A 20,495-nucleotide genomic window follows, 5' to 3' on the forward strand; every position below is an offset into this window, starting at 1 on the left:
GTTTGAGGAGATAGCATGATCGTTCGTCCCGTACGCAGCAGCGATTTACCCGCTCTGATCGCCCTGGCCCGCAGCACGGGCACCGGCCTGACCACCCTGCCGGCCAACGAAGAGCGCCTGGCCCATCGGGTCGGCTGGGCCGAGAAGACCTTTCGCGGTGAAGCCGGGCGCGGTGACGCGGACTACCTGTTCGTGCTCGAAGACGACGACGGTCGCGTGGTGGGCATTTCCGCCATCGCCGGTGCCGTTGGGCTGCGTGAGCCCTGGTACAACTTCCGGGTTGGCCTGACGGTCAGCGCGTCCCAGGAATTGAACATCTATCGGGAAATCCCGACCCTGTTCCTGGCCAACGACCTGACCGGCAATTCCGAGCTGTGCTCGCTGTTCCTCCATGCCGATTTCCGCAGTGGTCTCAATGGCCGCATGCTGGCCAAGGCGCGGCTGTTGTTCATTGCCGAATTCCCACAGTTGTTCGGCAACAAGATCATCGCCGAGATGCGCGGCATGTCCGACGACAAGGGGCGTTCACCGTTCTGGGAAAGCCTGGGCCGGCACTTCTTCAAGATGGAATTCAGCCAGGCCGACTACCTCACCGGGGTGGGCAACAAGGCGTTCATCGCCGAGCTGATGCCCAAGTTTCCGCTGTACACCTGTTTCTTGTCCGAAGATGCCCGGGCCGTGATCGGCCAGGTTCATCCGGATACCGAACCTGCATTGTCGATGCTCAAGAGCGAAGGTTTCAGCTACCAGGGTTACGTCGACATCTTCGACGCCGGCCCAGCGGTGGAATGCGAAACCGGCAAGATCCGCGCGATTCGCGACAGCCAGGCGCTGGTGCTGGCCATCGGTACGCCGGGCGATGACGCCACGCCGTTCCTCATCCATAACCGCAAGCGCGAAGACTGCCGCATCACCGCTGCACCGGCGCGCTTTGCCGCCGGCACGCTGGTGGTCGATCCGCTGACCGCCAAACGTCTTCAACTCAACGCCGGCGATCAGGTACGTGCCGTCGCGCTGTCTGCTGCCCGGGAGTCGAAATAATGAACTCGCTGTACATCGCAGGAAGCTGGCTGGAAGGCCAGGGTGATCTCTTTGAGTCGTTGAACCCGGTGACCCAGCAGGTATTGTGGTCGGGTAACGGCGCCACGGCGGCACAAGTGGAGTCGGCGGTGCAGGCCGCGCGCCAGGCGTTCCCGGACTGGGCTCGGCGCTCGCTGGATGAACGCATCCAGGTGCTGGAAGCCTTTGCCGCTGCCCTGAAAAGCCACGCGGACGAACTGGCCCATTGCATCGGTGAAGAAACCGGCAAGCCGTTGTGGGAAGCGGCGACCGAAGTGACCAGCATGGTCAACAAAGTCGCCATTTCGGTGCAGAGCTACCGCGAGCGGACTGGCGAGAAGAGCGGCCCCCTGGGCGACGCCACCGCTGTGCTGCGCCACAAGCCCCACGGTGTGGTGGCGGTGTTCGGCCCCTACAACTTCCCTGGTCATTTGCCCAACGGCCACATCGTGCCAGCCCTGCTGGCCGGCAACAGCGTATTGTTCAAGCCGAGCGAACTGACGCCGAAAGTTGCCGAGCTGACGGTCAAGTGCTGGGTCGAGGCCGGTCTGCCGGCGGGCGTACTGAACCTGCTGCAAGGCGCGCGGGAGACGGGTATCGCCCTGGCGGCGAACCCAGGCATCGACGGGCTGTTCTTCACCGGCTCCAGCCGCACCGGCAATCTGTTGCATCAACAATTTTCCGGGCGTCCGGACAAGATCCTCGCGCTGGAAATGGGCGGTAACAACCCGCTGGTGGTGGATGAGGTGGCCGACGTCGATGCGGCGGTCTACACCATTATCCAGTCCGCTTTCATTTCCGCCGGGCAGCGCTGCACCTGTGCGCGCCGCCTGCTGGTGCCGGAAGGCGCCTGGGGCGATGCCTTGCTGGCGCGCCTGGTGGCGGTCAGCTCGACCCTTGAAGTCGGTGCCTTCGACCAGCAACCGGCGCCGTTCATGGGCTCGGTGATTTCCCTGGCCGCGGCGAAGGCGCTGATGGATGCGCAAAACCATTTGCTGGGCAAAGGCGCCGTGCCGCTGTTGAGCATGACCCAACCGCAGGCCCAGGCCGCATTGCTGACGCCGGGTATCCTGGACGTGACGGCCGTGGCCGAGCGTCCCGATGAAGAGCTGTTCGGGCCGTTGCTGCAAGTGATCCGCTACAAAGATTTCGCAGCGGCAATCGCCGAGGCCAACAATACGCAATATGGCCTGGCCGCCGGGTTGCTGTCCGATTCCCAGGAGCGTTACCAGCAGTTCTGGCTGCAAAGCCGCGCCGGTATCGTCAACTGGAACAAACAGCTGACCGGTGCCGCCAGCAGCGCGCCGTTCGGCGGTGTCGGCGCCTCGGGCAACCATCGCGCCAGCGCTTATTACGCGGCCGATTATTGCGCGTACCCGGTGGCTTCCCTGGAGACACCAAGCCTTGTGATGCCGGCTGCCCTCACTCCCGGCGTGCGCATGTCTTGAGACCGCCATCGCGGGCAAGCCTTGCTCCCACAGGCGTTATGCCAAATCTGTGAGAGCAAGCCTTGCTCCCACAGGAGTTATGCCAAATCTGTGAGAGCAAGCCTTGCTCCCACAGGAACTATGCAGAACCTGTGGGAGCAAGGCTTGCCCGCGATAGCCGCGACTCGGTTGTTATTGATGCCTATAAAAAAACAGATCCTCGTGGAGCCTCGCTGATGAAATCCTATGAAGTCAACTTTGACGGTCTAGTGGGGCCGACCCATAACTACGGCGGGCTCTCGTACGGCAACGTCGCGTCCCAGAGCAACAGCCAGCAGTCCTCCAACCCCAAGGAAGCGGCGTTGCAGGGCCTGGCGAAAATGAAAGCGTTGATGGACATGGGTTTCCAGCAAGGTGTGCTGGCGCCACAGGAACGCCCGGACGTGGCGGCCCTGCGTCGGTTGGGCTTTGCCGGTAGCGATGCCCAGGTCATCCAGCAGGCCGCGAAAGAAGCGATGCCGTTGCTGGTTGCCAGTTGCTCGGCCTCCAGCATGTGGGTGGCCAATGCCGCCACAGTCAGCCCGAGCGCCGACACGGCCGATGGCCGCGTGCATTTCACCGCCGCCAACCTGAACTGCAAATACCACCGCAGCATCGAACATCCGACCACCAGTCGAGTGCTGGGGGCGATGTTCGCCAACCAGCAACACTTCGCCCACCACGCCGCCTTGCCGGCGGTGGCGCAGTTCGGTGACGAAGGCGCGGCCAACCACACCCGTTTCTGCCGCGCCTACGGCGAGGCTGGTGTTGAATTCTTCGTGTTCGGTCGCAGTGCTTTTGACACCCGCTATCCCGCGCCGCAGAAATACCCGGCGCGCCAGACCCTCGAAGCTTCCCAGGCCGTTGCCCGTCTGCACGGGCTGAGGGAGGAGGGCGTGGTGTACGCCCAACAGAACCCATCGGTGATCGACCAGGGTGTGTTCCACAACGACGTGATCGCGGTGGGCAATGGCGAAGTGCTGTTCTATCACGAGGACGCGTTTCTCGAGACCGACAAGATGCTGGCCGAATTGAGCGGCAAACTCGCCAAGGTCGGTGGGAAATTTCAATCGGTGTGCGTGCCGCGTTCGGCGGTCACCGTCGATGATGCAGTACGTTCCTACCTGTTCAATAGCCAGTTACTGTCGCGTCCCGACGGTTCGATGCTCTTGATCGTGCCGGAAGAATGCCGTAGCAACGAACGTGTCTGGCAATACCTGCAGGGCCTGACGGGCACTGGCGGGGTGATTCGCGAAGTGAAGGTCTTCGACCTCAAGCAAAGCATGCAGAACGGTGGTGGCCCGGCTTGCTTGAGGTTGCGCGTGGCGCTCAATGAAACCGAGCTGGCGGCCGTCAACCCAGGGGTTATCATGACCGCGCCGCTGTACGATTCGCTGACCCAATGGGTCGAGCGGCACTACCGCGACCGCATGACCGAAAACGATCTGGCAGACCCGCAGTTGCTGCTCGAATGCCGTGCGGCACTGGATGAACTGACACAAATCCTTAAACTTGGCGCGGTTTATCCTTTCCAGATCAATTGAAAGCGCGCGCGACCTGACTACAGTCAAAGCAGGGCGCGTTGCCTTATCCCCAGACGAGAATGTAAAGACATGAGCGATACCCTGCAGCTGATCCTTGAAGACACCGACGGCACTCAACTGGAAACTTCCTGCACCCGCGTCGCGGTGATGTGGCAAGGCAAGGAATTGTGGATCCAGCAGGATGGCCGCGGTCAGTTGCTGATCGGCGTCGATGTCGAGGAAGGGGACGAGGAATACGCCAACCTGTTGTTGCGTCCATTGGCGACCAACCTGGTCAGCCTGCAACTGGAAATGGAACCAGCGGACGTCGGCGACGATGACCATGTCCATGGCCCGGATTGCGGCCACGACCATTAAGGAAACCGCGCTATGCTCGCCCTCGGCAAACTGCTTGAACTGACCCTCGCCGGCCGTGAACCGGCGGAGAAGACTCAACTGACTGTCGAAGGCGTACGGATGCGCTGGTTGAGCGAGGGCGCGCTGGAGGTCAAGCCGCCCGAAGCCCGGGACAACGGCCTGGACCTGCTGCTGTCGGCCGGTATCCACGGCAATGAAACCGCGCCTATCGAGCTGCTCGACCGCTTGCTGCATGACATCGCCCGTGGCCATTTGAAGCCGCGGGCACGCATTCTGTTCCTGTTCGGCAACCCCGAGGCCATCCGGCGCGGTGAGCGTTTCGTCGAACAGGACGTCAACCGCCTGTTCAATGGCCGCCACGAGCTGAGCGGCGGCCCCGAGGCGCTGCGGGCCTGCGAGCTGGAGCGATTGGCCGCCAGTTTCTTCAGCCGGCCAGAACGCAGTCGCTTGCATTACGACCTGCACACCGCCATCCGCGGCTCGAAGATCGAGCAATTCGCCCTCTACCCGTGGAAAGAAGGTCGCCAGCATTCACGCCGTGAGCTGGCACGCCTGCGTGCCGGGGGCATGGAGGCGGTGCTGCTGCAGAACAAGCCGTCCATTGTGTTCAGCGCCTACACCTACGACCAGCTCGGTGCCGAGTCCTTCACCCTGGAACTGGGCAAGGCCCGGCCATTCGGGCAGAACGACGGCGTCAACGTCAGCCTGCTGGAAACCCGCCTGCAACAGATCATCGAGGGCAACGAGCCGGAGCTGGATGAGGGGCTCGATGGCCTGCAGCTGTTCAGCGTGGCCCGGGAAATCATCAAGCACAGCGACAGTTTCCGCCTGAACCTGCCAGCGGACATCGAGAACTTCTCGGAATTGGGGAAAGGCTACGTGCTGGCCGAAGACATCGCCCAGACCCGCTGGGTGATCGAAGAAGAGGGTGCCCGGATCATCTTTCCGAACCCCAAGGTCAAGAATGGCTTGCGGGCTGGCATCCTGATCGTGCCGGCGACCGACGAAAACCTGATCTAAAACCCACACCGAACTATTGTGGGAGCGAGCTTGCTCGCGATAGCGATGTATCAGTCAACATTAATGCAGGCTGAACCACCGCCATCGCGAGCAAGCTCGCTCCCACAGGTTTTTAGCGGCTTTTAGACCGCTACCGCCCGCTGCTCACTACGGCGCAACGCCCGGGTCTTGTGCAACGTATCGGCACAGGTCTTCGCTGCTTCCTGGCCCTTGTGCACGAAATGCTCGAAGAAGAACTTCTGATGTTCTTCCCCGGCATGGAAGTGATGCGGCGTGAGCACCACCGAGAATACCGGCACTTCGGTTTCCAGCTGGACCTGCATCAGGCCGCTGATCACCGATTGGGCGACGAACTCGTGGCGGTAGATGCCCCCGTCCACCACCAGGCCGGCGGCGACGATGCCGGCGTAGCGGCCTGACTTGGCCAGCAGCTTGGCGTGCAGCGGAATCTCGAAGGCACCGCCGACTTCGAAGAAGTCGATATCACTTTCCTGGTAACCCTGGATGATCATTTCGGCGACGAAACCTTTACGGCTCTGGTCGACGATTTCCTTGTGCCAGCAGGCCTGGATGAACGCGACGCGCTCGCCCGGATGACTTTTGCTTTTGCTGTCGATTGCAGTGGGTTGCATGTTCTGGTTCCTGTTTGTGTGAAAAACAGGGCGTCATGAATCGAAGGGGATTCGAGGGTACGCCGCGCACGGACAGTCGCAGTCGGCCCTTGGGTATCAATCCCGTTCTCTCTTCATCCGGACTATGACCGTCGGCCCCGGAATCACACCGGGTCTGCTGACCTTGTCGCTACACCCTAAAAAAGTGGTGTACCACCAAGCGCTCGCGGGCTATGCACGTTGCGTGCAATTACCGCCGGTGGGGAATTACACCCCGCCCTGAGAACGTTTTGCCGCCACGCTTTGTGACGGCGGACAATTTTTAACACATAACCCCTTGTGGGAGCGAGCTTGCTCGCGATGGCGGTGGATCAGCTTGCATCGCTGCTGAATGTGCCGCCGTCATCGCGAGCAAGCTCGCTCCCACAGGGGTTTTGAATAATCTGTTGGTTCGTGTCGTCCTGGGCTTGATTATTCCTCGCCATGACCGCAGTAATTGCCCTTCGAAAGGGATTTCCCTCCACTTGAGCCCGAGGCCAGATTCATGAGTGTTATCGATCTTCGCAGCGACACGGTCACCCAACCTACCGCCGGCATGCTGGATGCCATGGCCAGCGCGCCTACCGGCGACGATGTGTATGGGGAAGACCCGACCGTCAATCGCCTCGAGGCCGAACTGGCCGCGCGCCTGGGGTTTGCCGCAGCGCTGTTCGTGCCCACGGGGACCATGAGCAACCTGTTGGGTTTGATGGCCCACTGCGAGCGCGGCGACGAATACATCGTCGGCCAGCAGGCCCACACCTACAAATACGAAGGCGGCGGTGCGGCCGTGCTCGGTTCGATCCAGCCCCAGCCCCTTGAAGTGCAGGCGGACGGTTCCCTGGACCTGGCGCATGTCGCTGCGGCGATCAAGCCCGATGATTTCCACTTTGCCCGCACCCGCCTGCTGGCCCTGGAAAACACCATGCAGGGCAAGGTGCTGCCACTGGAATACCTGGCCCGGGCCCGGCGTTTCACCCAGGAACATGGCCTGGCCCTGCACTTGGACGGGGCGCGGTTGTACAACGCTGCGGTCAAGCTGAATGTCGATGCCCGTGAGATCACGCAGTACTTCGATTCGGTGTCGGTGTGCTTGTCCAAGGGCCTCGGCGCGCCGGTGGGCTCGGTCCTGTGTGGCAGCGCCGAACTGATAGGCAAGGCCCGCCGGCTGCGCAAGATGGTCGGTGGCGGCATGCGCCAGGCGGGGATTCTCGCGGCGGCGGGGCTATACGCCCTGGAACATCAGGTCCAGCGCCTGGCCGATGACCACGCCAATGCCCAGCGGCTCGCCGAGGGCTTGCGTGCGGCGGGTTATGAAGTCGAGCCGGTGCAGACCAACATGGTCTACGTGCAAATGGGCGAGCGGGCCGAGGCGATCAAGGCATTTGCCGATGAACGGGGCGTCAAGCTCAGCGCGGCGCCACGCCTGCGAATGGTGACGCACATGGACGTGAGCGCGGCGCAAATCGACCAGGTGATCGCCACTTTCGTCGAATTTTCCCGCCACTGACCCGTCAACCGGGCCAATTGACAGTTTCTATCGCATAAACACGCTGTACCCCACGCGAAGGGCCGATATAATGCGGCCCTTTGCCGTTGCTTCGTCTGTTGACGTTTTGCACAGGCCTTTGGCCGCAGCCTCCGTGGAAGAACCTAATGAAAAGCGCAGAAATCCGTGAAGCCTTCCTTCGCTTCTTCGAAGAGCAAGGCCACACCCGAGTAGCCTCCAGCTCTTTGATTCCGGGCAACGACCCGACCCTGCTGTTCACCAACGCGGGGATGAACCAGTTCAAGGACTGCTTCCTGGGCCAGGAAAAACGTGCCTACACCCGTGCGGTGAGCAGCCAGAAGTGCGTGCGTGCCGGCGGCAAGCACAACGACCTGGAGAACGTCGGTTATACCGCTCGTCACCACACCTTCTTCGAAATGCTGGGTAACTTCAGCTTCGGTGACTATTTCAAGCGCGACGCCATCACCTTCGCCTGGACCTTCCTGACCTCCGACAAGTGGCTGAACCTGCCCAAGGAGAAGCTCTGGGTAACGGTCTACGCCACTGACGACGAAGCCTATGACATCTGGACCAAAGAGGTCGGTGTCCCGGCTGAGCGCATGGTGCGCATCGGCGACAACAAAGGCGCGCCTTACGCCTCCGATAACTTCTGGACCATGGGTGACACCGGCCCGTGCGGCCCGTGCACCGAGATTTTCTACGATCACGGCGCCGACATCTGGGGCGGCCCACCCGGCTCGCCGGAAGAAGATGGCGACCGCTACATCGAGATCTGGAACAACGTGTTCATGCAGTTCAACCGCACCGCCGATGGCGTGTTGCATCCGCTGCCAGCGCCGTCGGTCGACACCGGCATGGGCCTGGAGCGGATCAGTGCGGTGCTGCAGCACGTTCACTCCAACTACGAAATCGACCTGTTCCAGAGCCTGCTGAGCGCGTCGGCCCAGGCCATCGGTTGCACCAACGACAACCAGGCGTCGCTCAAAGTGGTGGCCGACCACATCCGTTCCTGCGGTTTCCTGATTGCCGACGGTGTGCTGCCTTCCAACGAAGGTCGCGGTTATGTGCTGCGCCGGATCATCCGTCGCGCCTGCCGTCACGGCAACAAGCTGGGCGCCAAGGGCAGCTTCTTCTATCAGATCGTCGCGGCATTGGCGGCCGAGATGGGCGAAGCCTTCCCGGAGCTCAAATCCCAGCAGGCGCACATCGAGCGCGTGCTCAAGGCTGAAGAAGAACAATTCGCCAAGACCCTGGAGCAAGGCCTGAAGATCCTCGAGCAGGACCTGGCCGAGCTCAAGGGCAACGTGGTCCCGGGCGATGTGGTGTTCAAGCTGTACGACACCTACGGTTTCCCGATGGACCTGACTGGCGACATCGCCCGCGAGCGCAACCTGACCCTCGACGAGGAAGGTTTCGAGCGCGAGATGGACGCCCAGCGGGTGCGTGCGCGTTCCGCCAGTTCCTTCGGCATGGACTACAACAGCCTGGTCAAGGTTGACGTGGCCACCGAGTTCACCGGTTATGCAGGCACCACCGGTTCGGCCAAGATCGTTGCCATTTATAAGGACGGGCAATCGGTCGACATCCTGAGCGAAGGCCAGGAAGGCGTGATCGTGCTGGACAAGACCCCGTTCTACGCCGAATCCGGCGGCCAGATCGGCGACAGCGGTTACCTGCAGGCCGGCAGTTCGCGTTTCGACGTGCGTGATACCACCAAGACCGGCGGCGCCTTCCTGCACCACGGCGTGCTGGCTTCGGGCAGCCTGATGATCGCCGCCCCGGTGGCCGCCCATGTCGACGCCGATGTTCGACATGCCACGTCGCTGAACCACTCCGCCACGCACTTGCTGCACGCCGCGTTGCGCCAGGTGCTGGGCGAGCATGTCCAGCAGAAAGGTTCGTTGGTGGACAGTCAGCGCCTGCGCTTCGACTTCAGCCATTTCGAAGCCATCAAGCCTGAGCAGCTCAAGGCGCTGGAAGAAATCGTCAACGCCGAGATTCGCAAGAACTCCCCGGTGGAAACCGAAGAAACCGACATCGAGACCGCCAAGCGCAAGGGCGCGATGGCGTTGTTCGGCGAGAAATACGGCGACAGCGTGCGCGTGCTGAGCATGGGCGACTTCTCCGTTGAACTGTGCGGTGGCATCCACGCCAACCGCACCGGTGACATCGGCCTGATGAAAATCATCAGCGAAGGTGGCGTGGCATCCGGCGTGCGCCGGATCGAAGCGGTCACCGGCGCGGCGGCCCTGGCGTACCTCAACGCGGCCGAAGAACAACTCAAGGAAGCGGCAACCCTGATCAAGGGCAGCCGTGACAACCTGATCGACAAGCTGTCGGCTGTGCTGGAGCGCAATCGCCTGCTGGAAAAGCAACTCGAGCAGTTGCAGGCCAAGGCCGCCAGCGCCGCGGGCGACGATCTCTCGGCCCAGGCCGTGGACGTCAAGGGCGTGAAAGTGCTGGCCGTGCGTCTGGACGGCCAGGATGGCAAGGCGCTGCTGGCGCTGGTCGATCAACTGAAAAACAAACTCGGCCGCGCAGTGATCCTGCTCGGCAGTGTCCATGAGGAAAAGGTCGTTCTCGTCGCAGGCGTGACCAAAGACCTGACTGGCCAACTCAAAGCCGGTGATTTGATGAAGCAAGCCGCTGCGGCAGTGGGCGGCAAGGGCGGTGGTCGTCCGGACATGGCGCAAGGCGGTGGTACCGACGTCGGCGCACTGGACGCAGCACTGGCCCAGACCGTTGCATTTGTAGAGCAGGGTATTTAAGGCAGCGTCGCGGGCTCGTGGTCTAGTCACGGGCCCGCCCGCTGTTGAGTGATTATTGGGCGCCCTTCATGGGCAGAGGCGGCTTTGAAATGGCTTTGATCGTACAGAAATTTGGAGGCACCTCGGTCGGCACTGTCGAGAGAATCGAACAAGTCGCCGACAAGGTTAAGAAATTCCGCGAGGCGGGCGATGACCTGGTGGTTGTGCTGTCGGCAATGAGCGGCGAGACCAACCGTCTGATCGATCTGGCCAAGCAAATCAGCGGCGATCAGCAACCGGTTCCGCGGGAACTGGACGTGATCGTTTCCACCGGCGAGCAGGTGACCATCGCCTTGCTGGCCATGGCGCTGATCAAGCGTGGCGTGCCAGCGGTGTCCTACACCGGCAACCAGGTGCGTATCCTGACGGACAGCGCGCACAACAAAGCGCGTATTCTGCAGATCGACGACCAGAAGATTCGCGGCGACCTGAAGGCTGGCCGTGTCGTGGTGGTCGCCGGTTTCCAGGGTGTGGACGAGCAGGGCAACATCACCACCCTCGGCCGTGGTGGTTCCGACACCACGGGCGTAGCGCTGGCAGCGGCCCTCAAGGCTGACGAATGCCAGATCTACACCGATGTGGACGGTGTCTACACCACTGACCCACGCGTGGTGCCTGTGGCCCAGCGCCTGGACAAGATCACGTTCGAAGAGATGCTGGAAATGGCCAGCCTCGGTTCGAAGGTGTTGCAGATCCGGGCGGTCGAATTCGCCGGCAAGTACAACGTTCCGCTGCGCGTTCTGCACAGCTTCAAAGAGGGTCCGGGCACCCTCATTACTATTGATGAAGAGGAATCCATGGAACAGCCGATCATTTCCGGCATCGCTTTCAACCGCGATGAAGCCAAGCTGACCATCCGTGGCGTGCCAGACACCCCCGGCGTGGCGTTCAAGATTCTCGGCCCGATCAGTGCCGCGAACATCGAAGTCGACATGATCGTGCAGAACGTCTCGCACGATAACACCACTGACTTCACCTTCACCGTGCACCGCAACGACTACCAGTCTGCCGAAGCGATACTGAAAAAAACCGCTGGCGAGATCGGTGCCCGTGAAGTGGTGGGCGATACCAAGATTGCCAAGGTCTCGATCGTTGGTGTCGGCATGCGCTCCCACGCAGGCGTGGCCAGCCGCATGTTCGAATCCCTGGCCAAGGAAAGCATCAACATCCAGATGATCTCTACCTCGGAAATCAAGGTTTCCGTGGTGATCGAAGAGAAATACCTGGAACTGGCCGTGCGCGCCCTGCACACGGCTTTCGAACTCGACGCTCCTGCCCAACCGGGCGAATAAAGCGTTGTCTGGAGGGCGCGGCTGGACCGCGCCCTCTGTTTTTCTGAATGGCGCGTCCCAAAACTGTTCTTTTGCCCGCGCTGGTCAATACTAGGCCTGTAGGCTTCGACCGTTTCGGTTGTAGGTCCAATGCCTTTTTTTTGCAGACTGTTGTCCCTTAAGTGAATTGCGTGAGGAGAAAGGTATGCTGATTCTGACCCGTCGGTGTGCAGAAAGCCTGATTATTGGCGATGGCGAAATCACCGTGACCGTGCTCGGCGTCAAAGGAAACCAAGTGCGTATCGGCGTCAATGCCCCGAAAGAGGTTGCTGTACACCGCGAGGAAATTTACCTGCGTATCAAGAAAGAGAAGGACGACGAACCAAGCCATTAATTTTTATCGATTTTTATGTTTGCAAACGGGGATGAAGGTGGTTAATATACGCCCCGTGTTGCGGAGAGCTGGCCGAGTGGCCGAAGGCGCTCCCCTGCTAAGGGAGTACACCTCAAAAGGGTGTCGGGGGTTCGAATCCCCCGTTCTCCGCCATTATTCGTTTAGTGCGTCAAAACCTGGCTTGTTCAGTAAGTGATTGAAATTACTGAAAAAAGCGCTTTACAAAAGGAATTGACGACCTATAATGCGCGGCAACAAATGCACTCGTAGCTCAGCTGGATAGAGTACTCGGCTACGAACCGAGCGGTCACAGGTTCGAATCCTGTCGAGTGCACCATTTAAGAGTTGTTTGCAGCAATGCAAATAACTTGGCTTCAACCAGTTGTGATCTGGTATAAAACCACAATCTGCACTCGTAGCTCAGCTGGATAGAGTACTCGGCTACGAACCGAGCGGTCACAGGTTCGAATCCTGTCGAGTGCACCAAACACCAAAAAGCCCGCGTTAAACGCGGGCTTTTTGCTGTCTACGATTTGCCTTTCACGCATCCCCTCTCATCGAACACGACCTCTGCGCTGCGACCTTTCCTCGCCTTGTAGGTATACCGCGTGCTCGAATTCCGAACTTTGATCGAGTCTGGCTTGCCCAGGGCGCTCTCTACGTCCTGTTGGCTCATGCCGGCGATGATGCGTCGGTCCAGGATGGCGTCGCGGCGTTGCCTGGCGTCGATTAGGTTCCCGCAGCGGTCCTGGAACTGGCCAACCACGGTCGGTTCCTTGCGCGTGGTTTTGTTGCCGGATGTTTGCCCGCGCTCCGCGTCAGGCAGCATTGCCTCGGTCGTCGGTTTGATTGTCGGTTCGGTCGAACCTGGGCGGTACGGATGGATCTGTTGTAGCGACAGGGCTTCTCCCGGGCCGCAGCTCAGGGTGGTGAATGTCACGTGCCCTGCGATGTTTTCGCAGCGATGCACGGTCTGCCCGGCAGCCCACAAAGGCAGGCAGGGCAAGCAGGCGAGCAGGAACAGGCAGTGGCTTGGATGCATCCGATCGTCCTCCTTGACGGTGCAGAAGAGAAGGGTAGTCGCTGCATTTGCGCCGCGGCGTGTGTTTTCTTTTCTGGATAAGTCGTCGTAAAGGAACAGGTTCAGCCTGTGTTCAGGTTTGTCTCGCAAGCGCTTGTTCTTGCCATGATTTTTTAGCGTTTTAAAGCGTCAAGCGGTGTATGATTGCGCCCGTCAGCCCCGCCGGGGCTTTGGAATATCTCCATGGACTTACCCAGTAGTTACTCAATATTTAGTTTTGCCAATCATGAATTGACTGATTGATCCTTCCGGCGTGCTCCACTGCTGGGAGTGGAGTTCGCCTATGACCCAAGTAGATGTAAAAAAAACGCAGGAAAGCCTTCAGGATCGCCTCGCTCAAGTTGTTGAGCTGCTGCAGCGCCAGCGGGTCGTCGAAGACCTGACGCATCGCCAGGAAGGTCCGCATCATGACCGGGTCGAGAACCTGGTCCACCGGCAGAATCTCGTTGAGCTGCAACGCAAGCTCGATGATCTGCACTCCGCCGACGTCGCCTACATTCTTGAAGCCTTGCCACTGGAAGAGCGTCTGACGGTCTGGCAGTTGGTCAAGGCTGATCGCGACGGTGACATCCTGCTCGAAGTGTCGGACTCGGTTCGGGAAACCCTGATCGCCGACATGGATGATCACGAGTTGCTGGCGGCGGCCAAGGAAATGGACGCCGACGAACTCGCAGACCTTGCGCCTGAACTGCCGCGGGACGTTGTCCACGAACTGATGGAAGCCCTCGACGGCCAGCAGCGTGAGCGTGTGCGCTCGGCGTTGTCCTACGACGAGGAGCAGGTCGGTGCGCTGATGGACTTCGAGATGGTGACGATCCGAGAGGACGTCAGCCTTGAAGTGGTACTGCGCTACCTGCGTCGCCTCAAGGAACTGCCGGGGCATACTGACAAGCTGTTTGTGGTCGACTACGACGGCGTGCTCAAGGGTGTTCTGCCCATCAAGCGTTTGCTCGTCAACGATCCGGAAAAACAGGTGGCCGAGGTGATGGCCAGCGATCCGGTGAGCTTTCACCCGGACGAAGACGCCTATGATGCGGCCCAGGCGTTCGAACGTTATGACTTGATTTCGGCGCCGGTGGTCGACAAGAACGGCAAGCTGATCGGTCGTCTGACCATCGATGAAATGGTCGACTTGATTCGTGAGGAAAGCGAAAGCGAAGTCCTCAACATGGCCGGTCTGCGCGAAGAAGAAGACATCTTCGCCTCGGTCTGGAAATCCCTGCGTAACCGCTGGGCCTGGTTGGCGATCAATCTGATCACGGCGTTTGTTGCTTCCCGGGTCATCGGGCTGTTCGAAGGCTCCATCGAGAAGCTGGTGGCACTCGCGGCGCTGATGCCCATCGTCGCCGGTATCGGTGGCAACTCTGGCAACCAGACCATCACCATGATCGTCCGTGCAATGGCGCTGGACCAGGTCAGTACCGGTAATACATCGCGATTGATGCGCAAGGAGCTGGCTGTGTCCTTGATCAACGGTGTGATTTGGGGTGGTGTGATTGGCGTGGTGGCTTATCTGCTCTATGGCAGCTGGTCGCTGGGGGTGGTCATGACGGCCGCGATGACGCTCAATCTGTTGTTGGCGGCATTGATGGGGGTCCTGATCCCCATGACCCTGGCCCGCATGGGGCGTGACCCTGCCATGGGCGCCAGTGTGATGATCACTGCAGTGACTGACAGTGGCGGGTTCTTCATCTTCCTGGGGTTGGCGACGATTTTCCTGCTCTGAAGTCGCTCATCAAGAAACTCGCCTGTCTGGCGTAATACTGTCGACTTAGAAAAAACGGCGCTTCCAGAAATGGGAAACGCCTTTTTTTTGCGCTTTTTTTGGTTGAAGGGGCGTCGAGATCAAGTACCCAAGGCAAGAGCAGCAGGCACATCCAACATCATCACAAACTGACCCTCCGCTATCGCGAGCAAGCTCGCTCCCACAGGAGAAACGCGATCACCAAAGAGCCAGGTCGGCTACAAGGCCGCCTCGCGGTGGACGTTGATTTCGGCGCCCCGTTACCGCAGCAATGGATATACACACCAACCCTGCTCTTCACAAAATCCCCCACGCATCACTGCATCAACGCCAGTCGTACAGCCAGTAACACAAAGGCTGCCGAGAACAGGCGGCGCAACCACTGCAACACGGATGGACGCTCCAGAACATGGCGGCGCATCGATGCGCAGAGCACGCCATAGATGACGAAGACGGCAAAGGTGATCGCCATGAAGATGAAGCTCAGTTGCAGCATGCGCCACATGGCATCCGTTTCTCCTGGCGCGAGAAATTGCGGTAGAAAGGCCAGGAAAAAAATCGACAGCTTTGGATTCAGCAGGTTGAGCAAAATGCCCGAAAAAATCACCGCGCCATTCGAGCGCGGAGTCTTGTGCGGATCAATATGCAATGCCCCGTGGCTCTGGAGTGTGCTCCATGCCATCCACAGCAGGTAAGCGACGCCCAGGTACTTGGTGATCTCGAAAGCCAGTGGGCTGGTGTGCAGCAGTGCCGCGAGGCCCGTGATGGCTGCCAGCATGTGCGGCACGATCCCCAGGGTACAACTCAATGCCGCTACCACACTCGCGCGCCAGCCCCGGGCCAGGCCGGCTGCAACCGTATAGACCACGCCAGTACCAGGCGAAGCCGCCACGATCAGGGAAGTGACAAAAAATTCGAGGTTCATGCGACGCCGACCTTGGCAGTTATGGAGTCTCCAGCCTGCCTGTGATGAGGAGGAGCATCTTGAACGAAATTGCGGGTCGCTACGGGTGCCCTTGCCGGGCGTACATGCCGGGTGAGAATCCAAAGCTGCGCACGAAGCATCGGGTCATATGGCTCTGATCGGCGAAACCGCTGGCCAGGGACGCATCGGCCAGCGGCATGCCAGCAGCGATCAGTTGTCGTGCCCGGTGGATACGTCGTTGCAGCAGATAGGCGTGGGGTGTCAAACCGGTCAGGCGTGTGAAGGCGCGTACCAGTTGAAAACGGCTTAAATCGGCCTCCCTGGCGAGCAGGGCAAGCGACATGGACGACTGCGGATCGTCGTCGATCAGGGCTTTTGCACGGTTTGCCGCGACCTCCGGCAAAGACGATACCGGCATGGAGCGATCCAGCAAATGTTCGAGCAAAAGCGCGAGCGTTTCTTCGATCTTGAGGTGATCGCCAAACTCCTCGGCTTGAGCGACGGCTTGGTACAAAGTGCGGAACAATTCTGCCGCGCGCGGGCGCGGCAGTACCGGATAAGCGAATTCCTGGGCACAGATGCCCCCATCGTTGGCCATGTCCTTGAATGCCTGCGCAATCAGGGGCGGGTCGAAATACAGCATCTGCCAACGACGTGTCCCGTTTCCGATGGGCGCGCCATCATGCACTTCGGCCGGATTGACCGATATAAGGTCGCCGGCCGTCGCTTCTACCTGGCCTCGGCCGCTGGCTGAACGTTGCGCCCCGCGCACAAGCAAGCCAATGCCAAAATGTTCGTGCATATGCCGGACGAACGTTCGATCTGAATCGGCCTCGACGATTTCCACGCCCAGTCCTGGGATTCTTTGGATCTTGAATGCGTGACCTGTCATGCAGGCCTCCATGCCCATACTTTTTAGCGGATCAATTTAGCATTACTGCCATGGGTCAGCAGTGGTGTTGGTTCGCTGATGAGTGCTTGAAAAGCAGGCTTGGGCCAAATGCCAGGCAAAAAAAAGCCAGCACGAGGCTGGCTTGAGTATTTTGGGGACTATCAGGTCGCGTCTGCGGCCATTTCTGCGTCATGGGCAATCAGCGAAACGAGGGCGTTCTGCTGGCGATGGGAGAGTTGTCGGAAGCGTTGAAGCAGTTCGCGCTCATGCAATGACAGCTCTGGGCTGTCCAGGCGCATGCTCAACTCTTCACCCAACGCGCCTTCCTGAATAAGGCTTTGCTCAAGACGCGCGATGATTTCAGAGTTCATGCTGCGGTGATGATTGCGAGCCACTTCGGCAATGCGTTCCCGCATTCCGTCTGGCAGACGTACGACGAACTTGTCAGCCGTACGGCTGGAATAAATTGCCTGTTTCAATGGGCGCATATATTTAACCGGTTAGTTCAGGGGAGCGGTTCTCGGGATTGGCCGCAGGATGTCGATAAGACAAGCTCCATTGCCAAATGTTCAACCTGAATTGTTAAGAGGCCCGCATCATGCCTCAAAATTGCCAGATCATTGGCGCCAATTCTGTGACAAATTCTGATCCGGGTAAAGGCGTTCTGCCAGTACCCTTCATCAAAAAATGCGGACTGGTTGGTAAAAAACAACAGGTTCGCATCTGTGACCGTCGGATTGTGTCTATGTGCCATACCGTCTGGCGGATAACGGAAATGGACAAAAACGTGTGCCGTCCCTGTCTTGTACAGGATAGTGGCAAATTGCCGATTTACTAGGATAAGCGAACCAGGGCGGATGAATGGCGGCCAAAACTCGGCATCCGGGATCTGCCAGCCTTACAGGGAGTACTATTTGCCTACACTTAAAAAGCCATGGGCGACATGACAAACGCAGGGCAGGTCGTTAACATGCACGCCGTCCCGCGCACCGCGTATCTCGTGGTCGACTCGTGTCTCAGTAGCTCAATTGGATAGAGCATCCCCCTCCTAAGGGGAAGGTTGGCAGTTCGAACCTGCCCTGGGACACCATTATAAACAATGGGTTAGCGAAATTGCCGCTGACTTTTCCTGCTTCCATCCCCATCCCCATCCCCGAACGATCAACTCCGGTCTGAGCGCGCCGTTCAGGCCTTGCACGGCCATTTCACCCCTCAATGCTGTGACCGATTCCCCATTTCTAGCCATTTGTATCGAGGATATTTCGGTAATGCGAAACTTTCTTTCCCCTCGGCTATCTGACCGTCTCGGTACGTTGTAGGACTTTTCCTTCGTTTTCGATGGAGTTCGTACCTCTTTTATCTATGTCAGCGCCAATGCCGCGTCCGGCGGGCGTGACCCACCGTGTCTTTGATTCAGGCCACAAGGATGTGACATGCACCCAGCCGCACCCTGCCGAACGCGTAAACCGAGCAATACTCGCCGTTGTGTTGACGGAACCCGTTCATCTGCACAAAACGCCAAGTCTCTCGCGCTGCTGTTGATGACAGCGTGGATGACGGGTGCGTGGAGCGCTGCGCAGGCGGCTGGGCCTGAAGAAGAACTGCTGCGCCAGCAAGAGCGCGAGCGGGTGTTGAGGGAGCAGTTGGAGTCCCGGCCGGATGTGCGCCTGCAGGCGGCCCCTGTGGCTGAGGGTGTCGATCGCTTGGCCGCCAAGGAAAGTCCCTGCTTTGCCATCAATGACATCCGTCTGATTGGCGAGGCGTCGGAGAAATTCCAGTGGGCGTTGCGCGCTGCCAACCCCAAGGATGACCCTGCCATCGGTCATTGCCTCGGCGGTGGCGGGATCAATCTGACGATGAAGCGCATGCAGAACGCGATCATCGAGGCCGGCTACGTCACCACTCGCGTGCTCGCCGAAGCCCAGGACTTGAACAGCGGGGTTCTGGTCTTGACCCTGGTGCCGGGGCGCATTCGCGAGATTCGTTTCGAAGAGGGCACCAGCTCCCGCGCCAATGCCTGGAACGCGATGCCGGCCAATCCTGGCGATCTGCTCAACTTGCGCGACATCGAGCAGGCGCTGGAAAACTTCAAGCGTGTGCCGACCGCCGAAGCCGATATCAAGATCGCGCCGGCCCGTGCCGTCGACGCCAAACCCGGTGAGAGCGACGTGGTGATCGCCTGGAGCCAGCGGTTCCCCGCCCGTGTGAGCCTGTCGGTGGACAATTCGGGCAGCAAGACCACCGGTAAATATCAGGGCAACGTGTCGCTGTCATTGGACAACCTGCTCTCGCTCAACGATTTGCTCTACGCCAGCGTCAACCATGACTTGGGCGGGGGCGAGTCCGGGCACCGTGGCTCCGATGGCCGCACGCTGCATTATTCGCTGCCGTTCGGCTACTGGCAGGTGGGGTTCACCAGCAGTGAATACAACTACGAACAGTCCGTCGCCGGCACCAACCAGACCTATCAGTACCGGGGCGAGAGTCGTAACAACGAGTTGCGTCTGTCCCGCCTGCTGTACCGCGACGCTGTTCGCAAGACCACCGCCTGGGGCAGCCTCTGGACGCGTTCGTCGGAGAACTTCATCAACGACACCGAAGTCGGCAACCAGAAACGCCGCATGGCCGGCTGGCAGTTGGGGTTGGATCATCGAGAGTTCATTGGCGCTTCGATTCTTGACCTGGGTGTCGCCTATCGTCGCGGCACCGGTGCCCACGACTCGCTCAGGGCACCCGAGGAAGATTTTGATGCCGGCACGTCGCGCTCGCAAATCATCACCGCCGACGCCCAACTGCAGGTGCCATTTCAGCTTGGCGATCAGCGACTGCGCTACATCGGCGGCTGGCGTGCGCAATGGAACCGGACGCCGTTGGTGCCCCAGGATCGTTTCTCGATTGGCGGGCGCTACAGCGTGCGGGGCTTCGATGGTGAAAACATTCTTTCCGCCGACCGTGGCTGGACCCTGCGCAACGAGGTCGGCCTGTCCTTGGGGCAGACCGGCCAGGAGCTCTACACCGGTATTGACTATGGCGAAGTCAGCGGTCAATCCAGTGAGTTCCTGATCGGCCAGCGCCTGGCAGGGGCCGTGGTGGGCATTCGCGGTGGTTACAAGGGCCTGTCCTATGACTGGTCGGTGGGCACGCCGTTGAAGAAACCCGATGGTTTCGAGACGGCCAACGTGACCAGCGCCTTCACCGTCATCTGGTCATTCTGAGGTGATCCCATGCAGTTCGAGACGCTAGACATTATCGCCCCCGGCCTGATCGATGAACCCTGGAGCGAAGCCGCGGTGTTCGGCTCTGCCACTTGGTTGTGGATGCATTCCAAGGCCCATCGCGATGCGCCGTTGCACACCTTGCCGACGCTGCTGCTGCCGGCCCTCAAGCATCGCCAATTCGTGCTCGGCTCCGAGCACGGCAAGCCGGTGTTCTACCTGTCCTGGCTCAACCTCGACGAGGCGGCAGAGCAACGTTACCTGCGCCAGTCGCCGCTGGCGCTGACCCAAGACGACTGGAACAGCGGCGAGCGCCTCTGGCTCAACGACTGGGTCGCTCCCTTTGGTCACACGGCGGCATTGAGCCGCTTGTTGCAACGTCACCTTTTCATCGATCGCTGCGCCCGTGCGCTCTATCACCGAGGCGATGAGCGCGGCCTGCGGGTCAAGACATTCCAAGGGATCGGGGTCATTCCCGAACAGGCCCAGGCCTGGTTCGCCGCCCACCCACTGGCAATCGATGCGTAACTCCAACCACTGGTCGTGCGGGCTGGCTCCGC

The 20,495-nt window shown here is 60.0% G+C and carries 17 protein-coding genes, 4 tRNA genes and 1 riboswitch; of the genes, 16 read left to right on the forward strand and 5 right to left on the reverse strand.

Annotated features, from left to right (window positions below; translation table 11 throughout):
* Positions 1-15 precede the first annotated feature (15 nt).
* The 5 genes from astA (at position 16) to astE (ending at position 5,446) form a co-directional block, all read left to right on the forward strand.
* A complete protein-coding gene (gene astA / locus AB4O09_RS08270) occupies positions 16-1,041 on the forward strand; it encodes an arginine N-succinyltransferase (protein WP_003204788.1) in 1,026 nt (341 codons plus the stop codon).
* Positions 1,038-2,507 carry a succinylglutamate-semialdehyde dehydrogenase gene (astD, locus tag AB4O09_RS08275; RefSeq protein ID WP_167331296.1) on the forward strand — a complete coding sequence of 490 codons (1,470 nt, stop codon included), beginning with the start codon at positions 1,038-1,040 and terminating at the stop codon, positions 2,505-2,507. The genes astA and astD overlap by 4 nt, the downstream gene beginning before the upstream one ends.
* 215 nt (positions 2,508-2,722) lie before the next feature.
* Complete coding sequence (gene astB, locus AB4O09_RS08280) at positions 2,723-4,069, forward strand: N-succinylarginine dihydrolase (protein WP_003204784.1); 1,347 nt, start codon at positions 2,723-2,725, stop codon at positions 4,067-4,069.
* A 69-nt stretch (positions 4,070-4,138) separates the two neighbouring features.
* Positions 4,139-4,426 carry a hypothetical protein gene (locus AB4O09_RS08285; RefSeq protein WP_003178862.1) on the forward strand — a complete coding sequence of 96 codons (288 nt, stop codon included), beginning with the start codon at positions 4,139-4,141 and terminating at the stop codon, positions 4,424-4,426.
* Between the two features lie 12 nt (positions 4,427-4,438).
* A complete protein-coding gene (gene astE, locus AB4O09_RS08290) occupies positions 4,439-5,446 on the forward strand; it encodes a succinylglutamate desuccinylase (protein WP_003204782.1) in 1,008 nt (335 codons plus the stop codon).
* A 122-nt stretch (positions 5,447-5,568) separates the two neighbouring features.
* On the opposite strand, the gene AB4O09_RS08295 is transcribed toward astE, so the two are convergent.
* A complete protein-coding gene (locus AB4O09_RS08295) occupies positions 5,569-6,078 on the reverse strand; it encodes a 6,7-dimethyl-8-ribityllumazine synthase (RefSeq protein ID WP_024618891.1) in 510 nt (169 codons plus the stop codon).
* 100 nt (positions 6,079-6,178) lie between these two features.
* A riboswitch (FMN riboswitch) is annotated at positions 6,179-6,348 on the reverse strand.
* 253 nt (positions 6,349-6,601) lie between these two features.
* Between AB4O09_RS08295 and ltaE the strand changes: the two genes are divergently transcribed.
* The 7 genes from ltaE to AB4O09_RS08330 all read left to right on the forward strand — a co-directional run bounded on the left by ltaE (position 6,602) and on the right by AB4O09_RS08330 (position 12,564).
* Positions 6,602-7,606: a low-specificity L-threonine aldolase gene (ltaE, locus tag AB4O09_RS08300; RefSeq protein WP_367861132.1), complete on the forward strand. Its 1,005-nt coding sequence runs from the start codon at positions 6,602-6,604 to the stop codon at positions 7,604-7,606.
* A gap of 146 nt (positions 7,607-7,752) precedes the next feature.
* Positions 7,753-10,374 (forward strand): alanine--tRNA ligase, encoded by a 2,622-nt coding sequence (gene alaS, locus AB4O09_RS08305; RefSeq protein WP_003204776.1) that lies wholly within the window; start codon positions 7,753-7,755, stop codon positions 10,372-10,374.
* 89 nt (positions 10,375-10,463) lie between these two features.
* Positions 10,464-11,705: an aspartate kinase gene (locus AB4O09_RS08310; RefSeq protein WP_003204774.1), complete on the forward strand. Its 1,242-nt coding sequence runs from the start codon at positions 10,464-10,466 to the stop codon at positions 11,703-11,705.
* A 184-nt stretch (positions 11,706-11,889) separates the two neighbouring features.
* Complete coding sequence (gene csrA, locus AB4O09_RS08315; RefSeq protein WP_003178872.1) at positions 11,890-12,078, forward strand: carbon storage regulator CsrA; 189 nt, start codon at positions 11,890-11,892, stop codon at positions 12,076-12,078.
* 62 nt (positions 12,079-12,140) lie between these two features.
* A tRNA-Ser gene (locus AB4O09_RS08320) sits at positions 12,141-12,231 on the forward strand.
* A gap of 107 nt (positions 12,232-12,338) precedes the next feature.
* A tRNA-Arg gene (locus AB4O09_RS08325) sits at positions 12,339-12,415 on the forward strand.
* A gap of 72 nt (positions 12,416-12,487) precedes the next feature.
* A tRNA-Arg gene (locus tag AB4O09_RS08330) sits at positions 12,488-12,564 on the forward strand.
* Positions 12,565-12,604: 40 nt separating this feature from the next.
* On the opposite strand, the gene AB4O09_RS08335 is transcribed toward AB4O09_RS08330, so the two are convergent.
* Positions 12,605-13,120 carry a hypothetical protein gene (locus tag AB4O09_RS08335; RefSeq protein WP_013694080.1) on the reverse strand — a complete coding sequence of 172 codons (516 nt, stop codon included), beginning with the start codon at positions 13,118-13,120 and terminating at the stop codon, positions 12,605-12,607.
* A 322-nt stretch (positions 13,121-13,442) separates the two neighbouring features.
* On the opposite strand from AB4O09_RS08335, the gene mgtE reads away from it, so the two are divergent.
* The gene (gene mgtE / locus AB4O09_RS08340) at positions 13,443-14,885 is read left to right on the forward strand and encodes a magnesium transporter (RefSeq protein ID WP_003204768.1); all 1,443 of its coding nucleotides are present in this window, start codon (positions 13,443-13,445) and stop codon (positions 14,883-14,885) included.
* A gap of 334 nt (positions 14,886-15,219) precedes the next feature.
* On the opposite strand, the gene AB4O09_RS08345 is transcribed toward mgtE, so the two are convergent.
* The 3 genes from AB4O09_RS08345 to AB4O09_RS08355 form a co-directional block, all read right to left on the reverse strand.
* Positions 15,220-15,828 carry a LysE family translocator gene (locus AB4O09_RS08345; RefSeq protein WP_043042898.1) on the reverse strand — a complete coding sequence of 203 codons (609 nt, stop codon included), beginning with the start codon at positions 15,826-15,828 and terminating at the stop codon, positions 15,220-15,222.
* A 79-nt stretch (positions 15,829-15,907) separates the two neighbouring features.
* The gene (locus AB4O09_RS08350) at positions 15,908-16,675 is read right to left on the reverse strand and encodes an AraC family transcriptional regulator (RefSeq protein WP_223528877.1); all 768 of its coding nucleotides are present in this window, start codon (positions 16,673-16,675) and stop codon (positions 15,908-15,910) included.
* Positions 16,676-16,881: 206 nt separating this feature from the next.
* Positions 16,882-17,208, reverse strand: coding sequence for an Arc family DNA-binding protein (locus tag AB4O09_RS08355; RefSeq protein ID WP_003204761.1), 327 nt, complete (start codon positions 17,206-17,208; stop codon positions 16,882-16,884).
* A 525-nt stretch (positions 17,209-17,733) separates the two neighbouring features.
* Between AB4O09_RS08355 and AB4O09_RS08360 the strand changes: the two genes are divergently transcribed.
* The 3 genes from AB4O09_RS08360 (at position 17,734) to AB4O09_RS08370 (ending at position 20,463) form a co-directional block, all read left to right on the forward strand.
* Positions 17,734-17,810, forward strand: a tRNA-Arg gene (locus AB4O09_RS08360).
* A gap of 463 nt (positions 17,811-18,273) precedes the next feature.
* Positions 18,274-19,935 carry a ShlB/FhaC/HecB family hemolysin secretion/activation protein gene (locus AB4O09_RS08365; RefSeq protein WP_460108087.1) on the forward strand — a complete coding sequence of 554 codons (1,662 nt, stop codon included), beginning with the start codon at positions 18,274-18,276 and terminating at the stop codon, positions 19,933-19,935.
* 9 nt (positions 19,936-19,944) lie between these two features.
* A complete protein-coding gene (locus AB4O09_RS08370; RefSeq protein ID WP_069971439.1) occupies positions 19,945-20,463 on the forward strand; it encodes a toxin-activating lysine-acyltransferase in 519 nt (172 codons plus the stop codon).
* Positions 20,464-20,495 lie beyond the last annotated feature (32 nt).

The sequence above is a fragment of the Pseudomonas sp. H1_F01 genome (assembly GCF_054681425.1).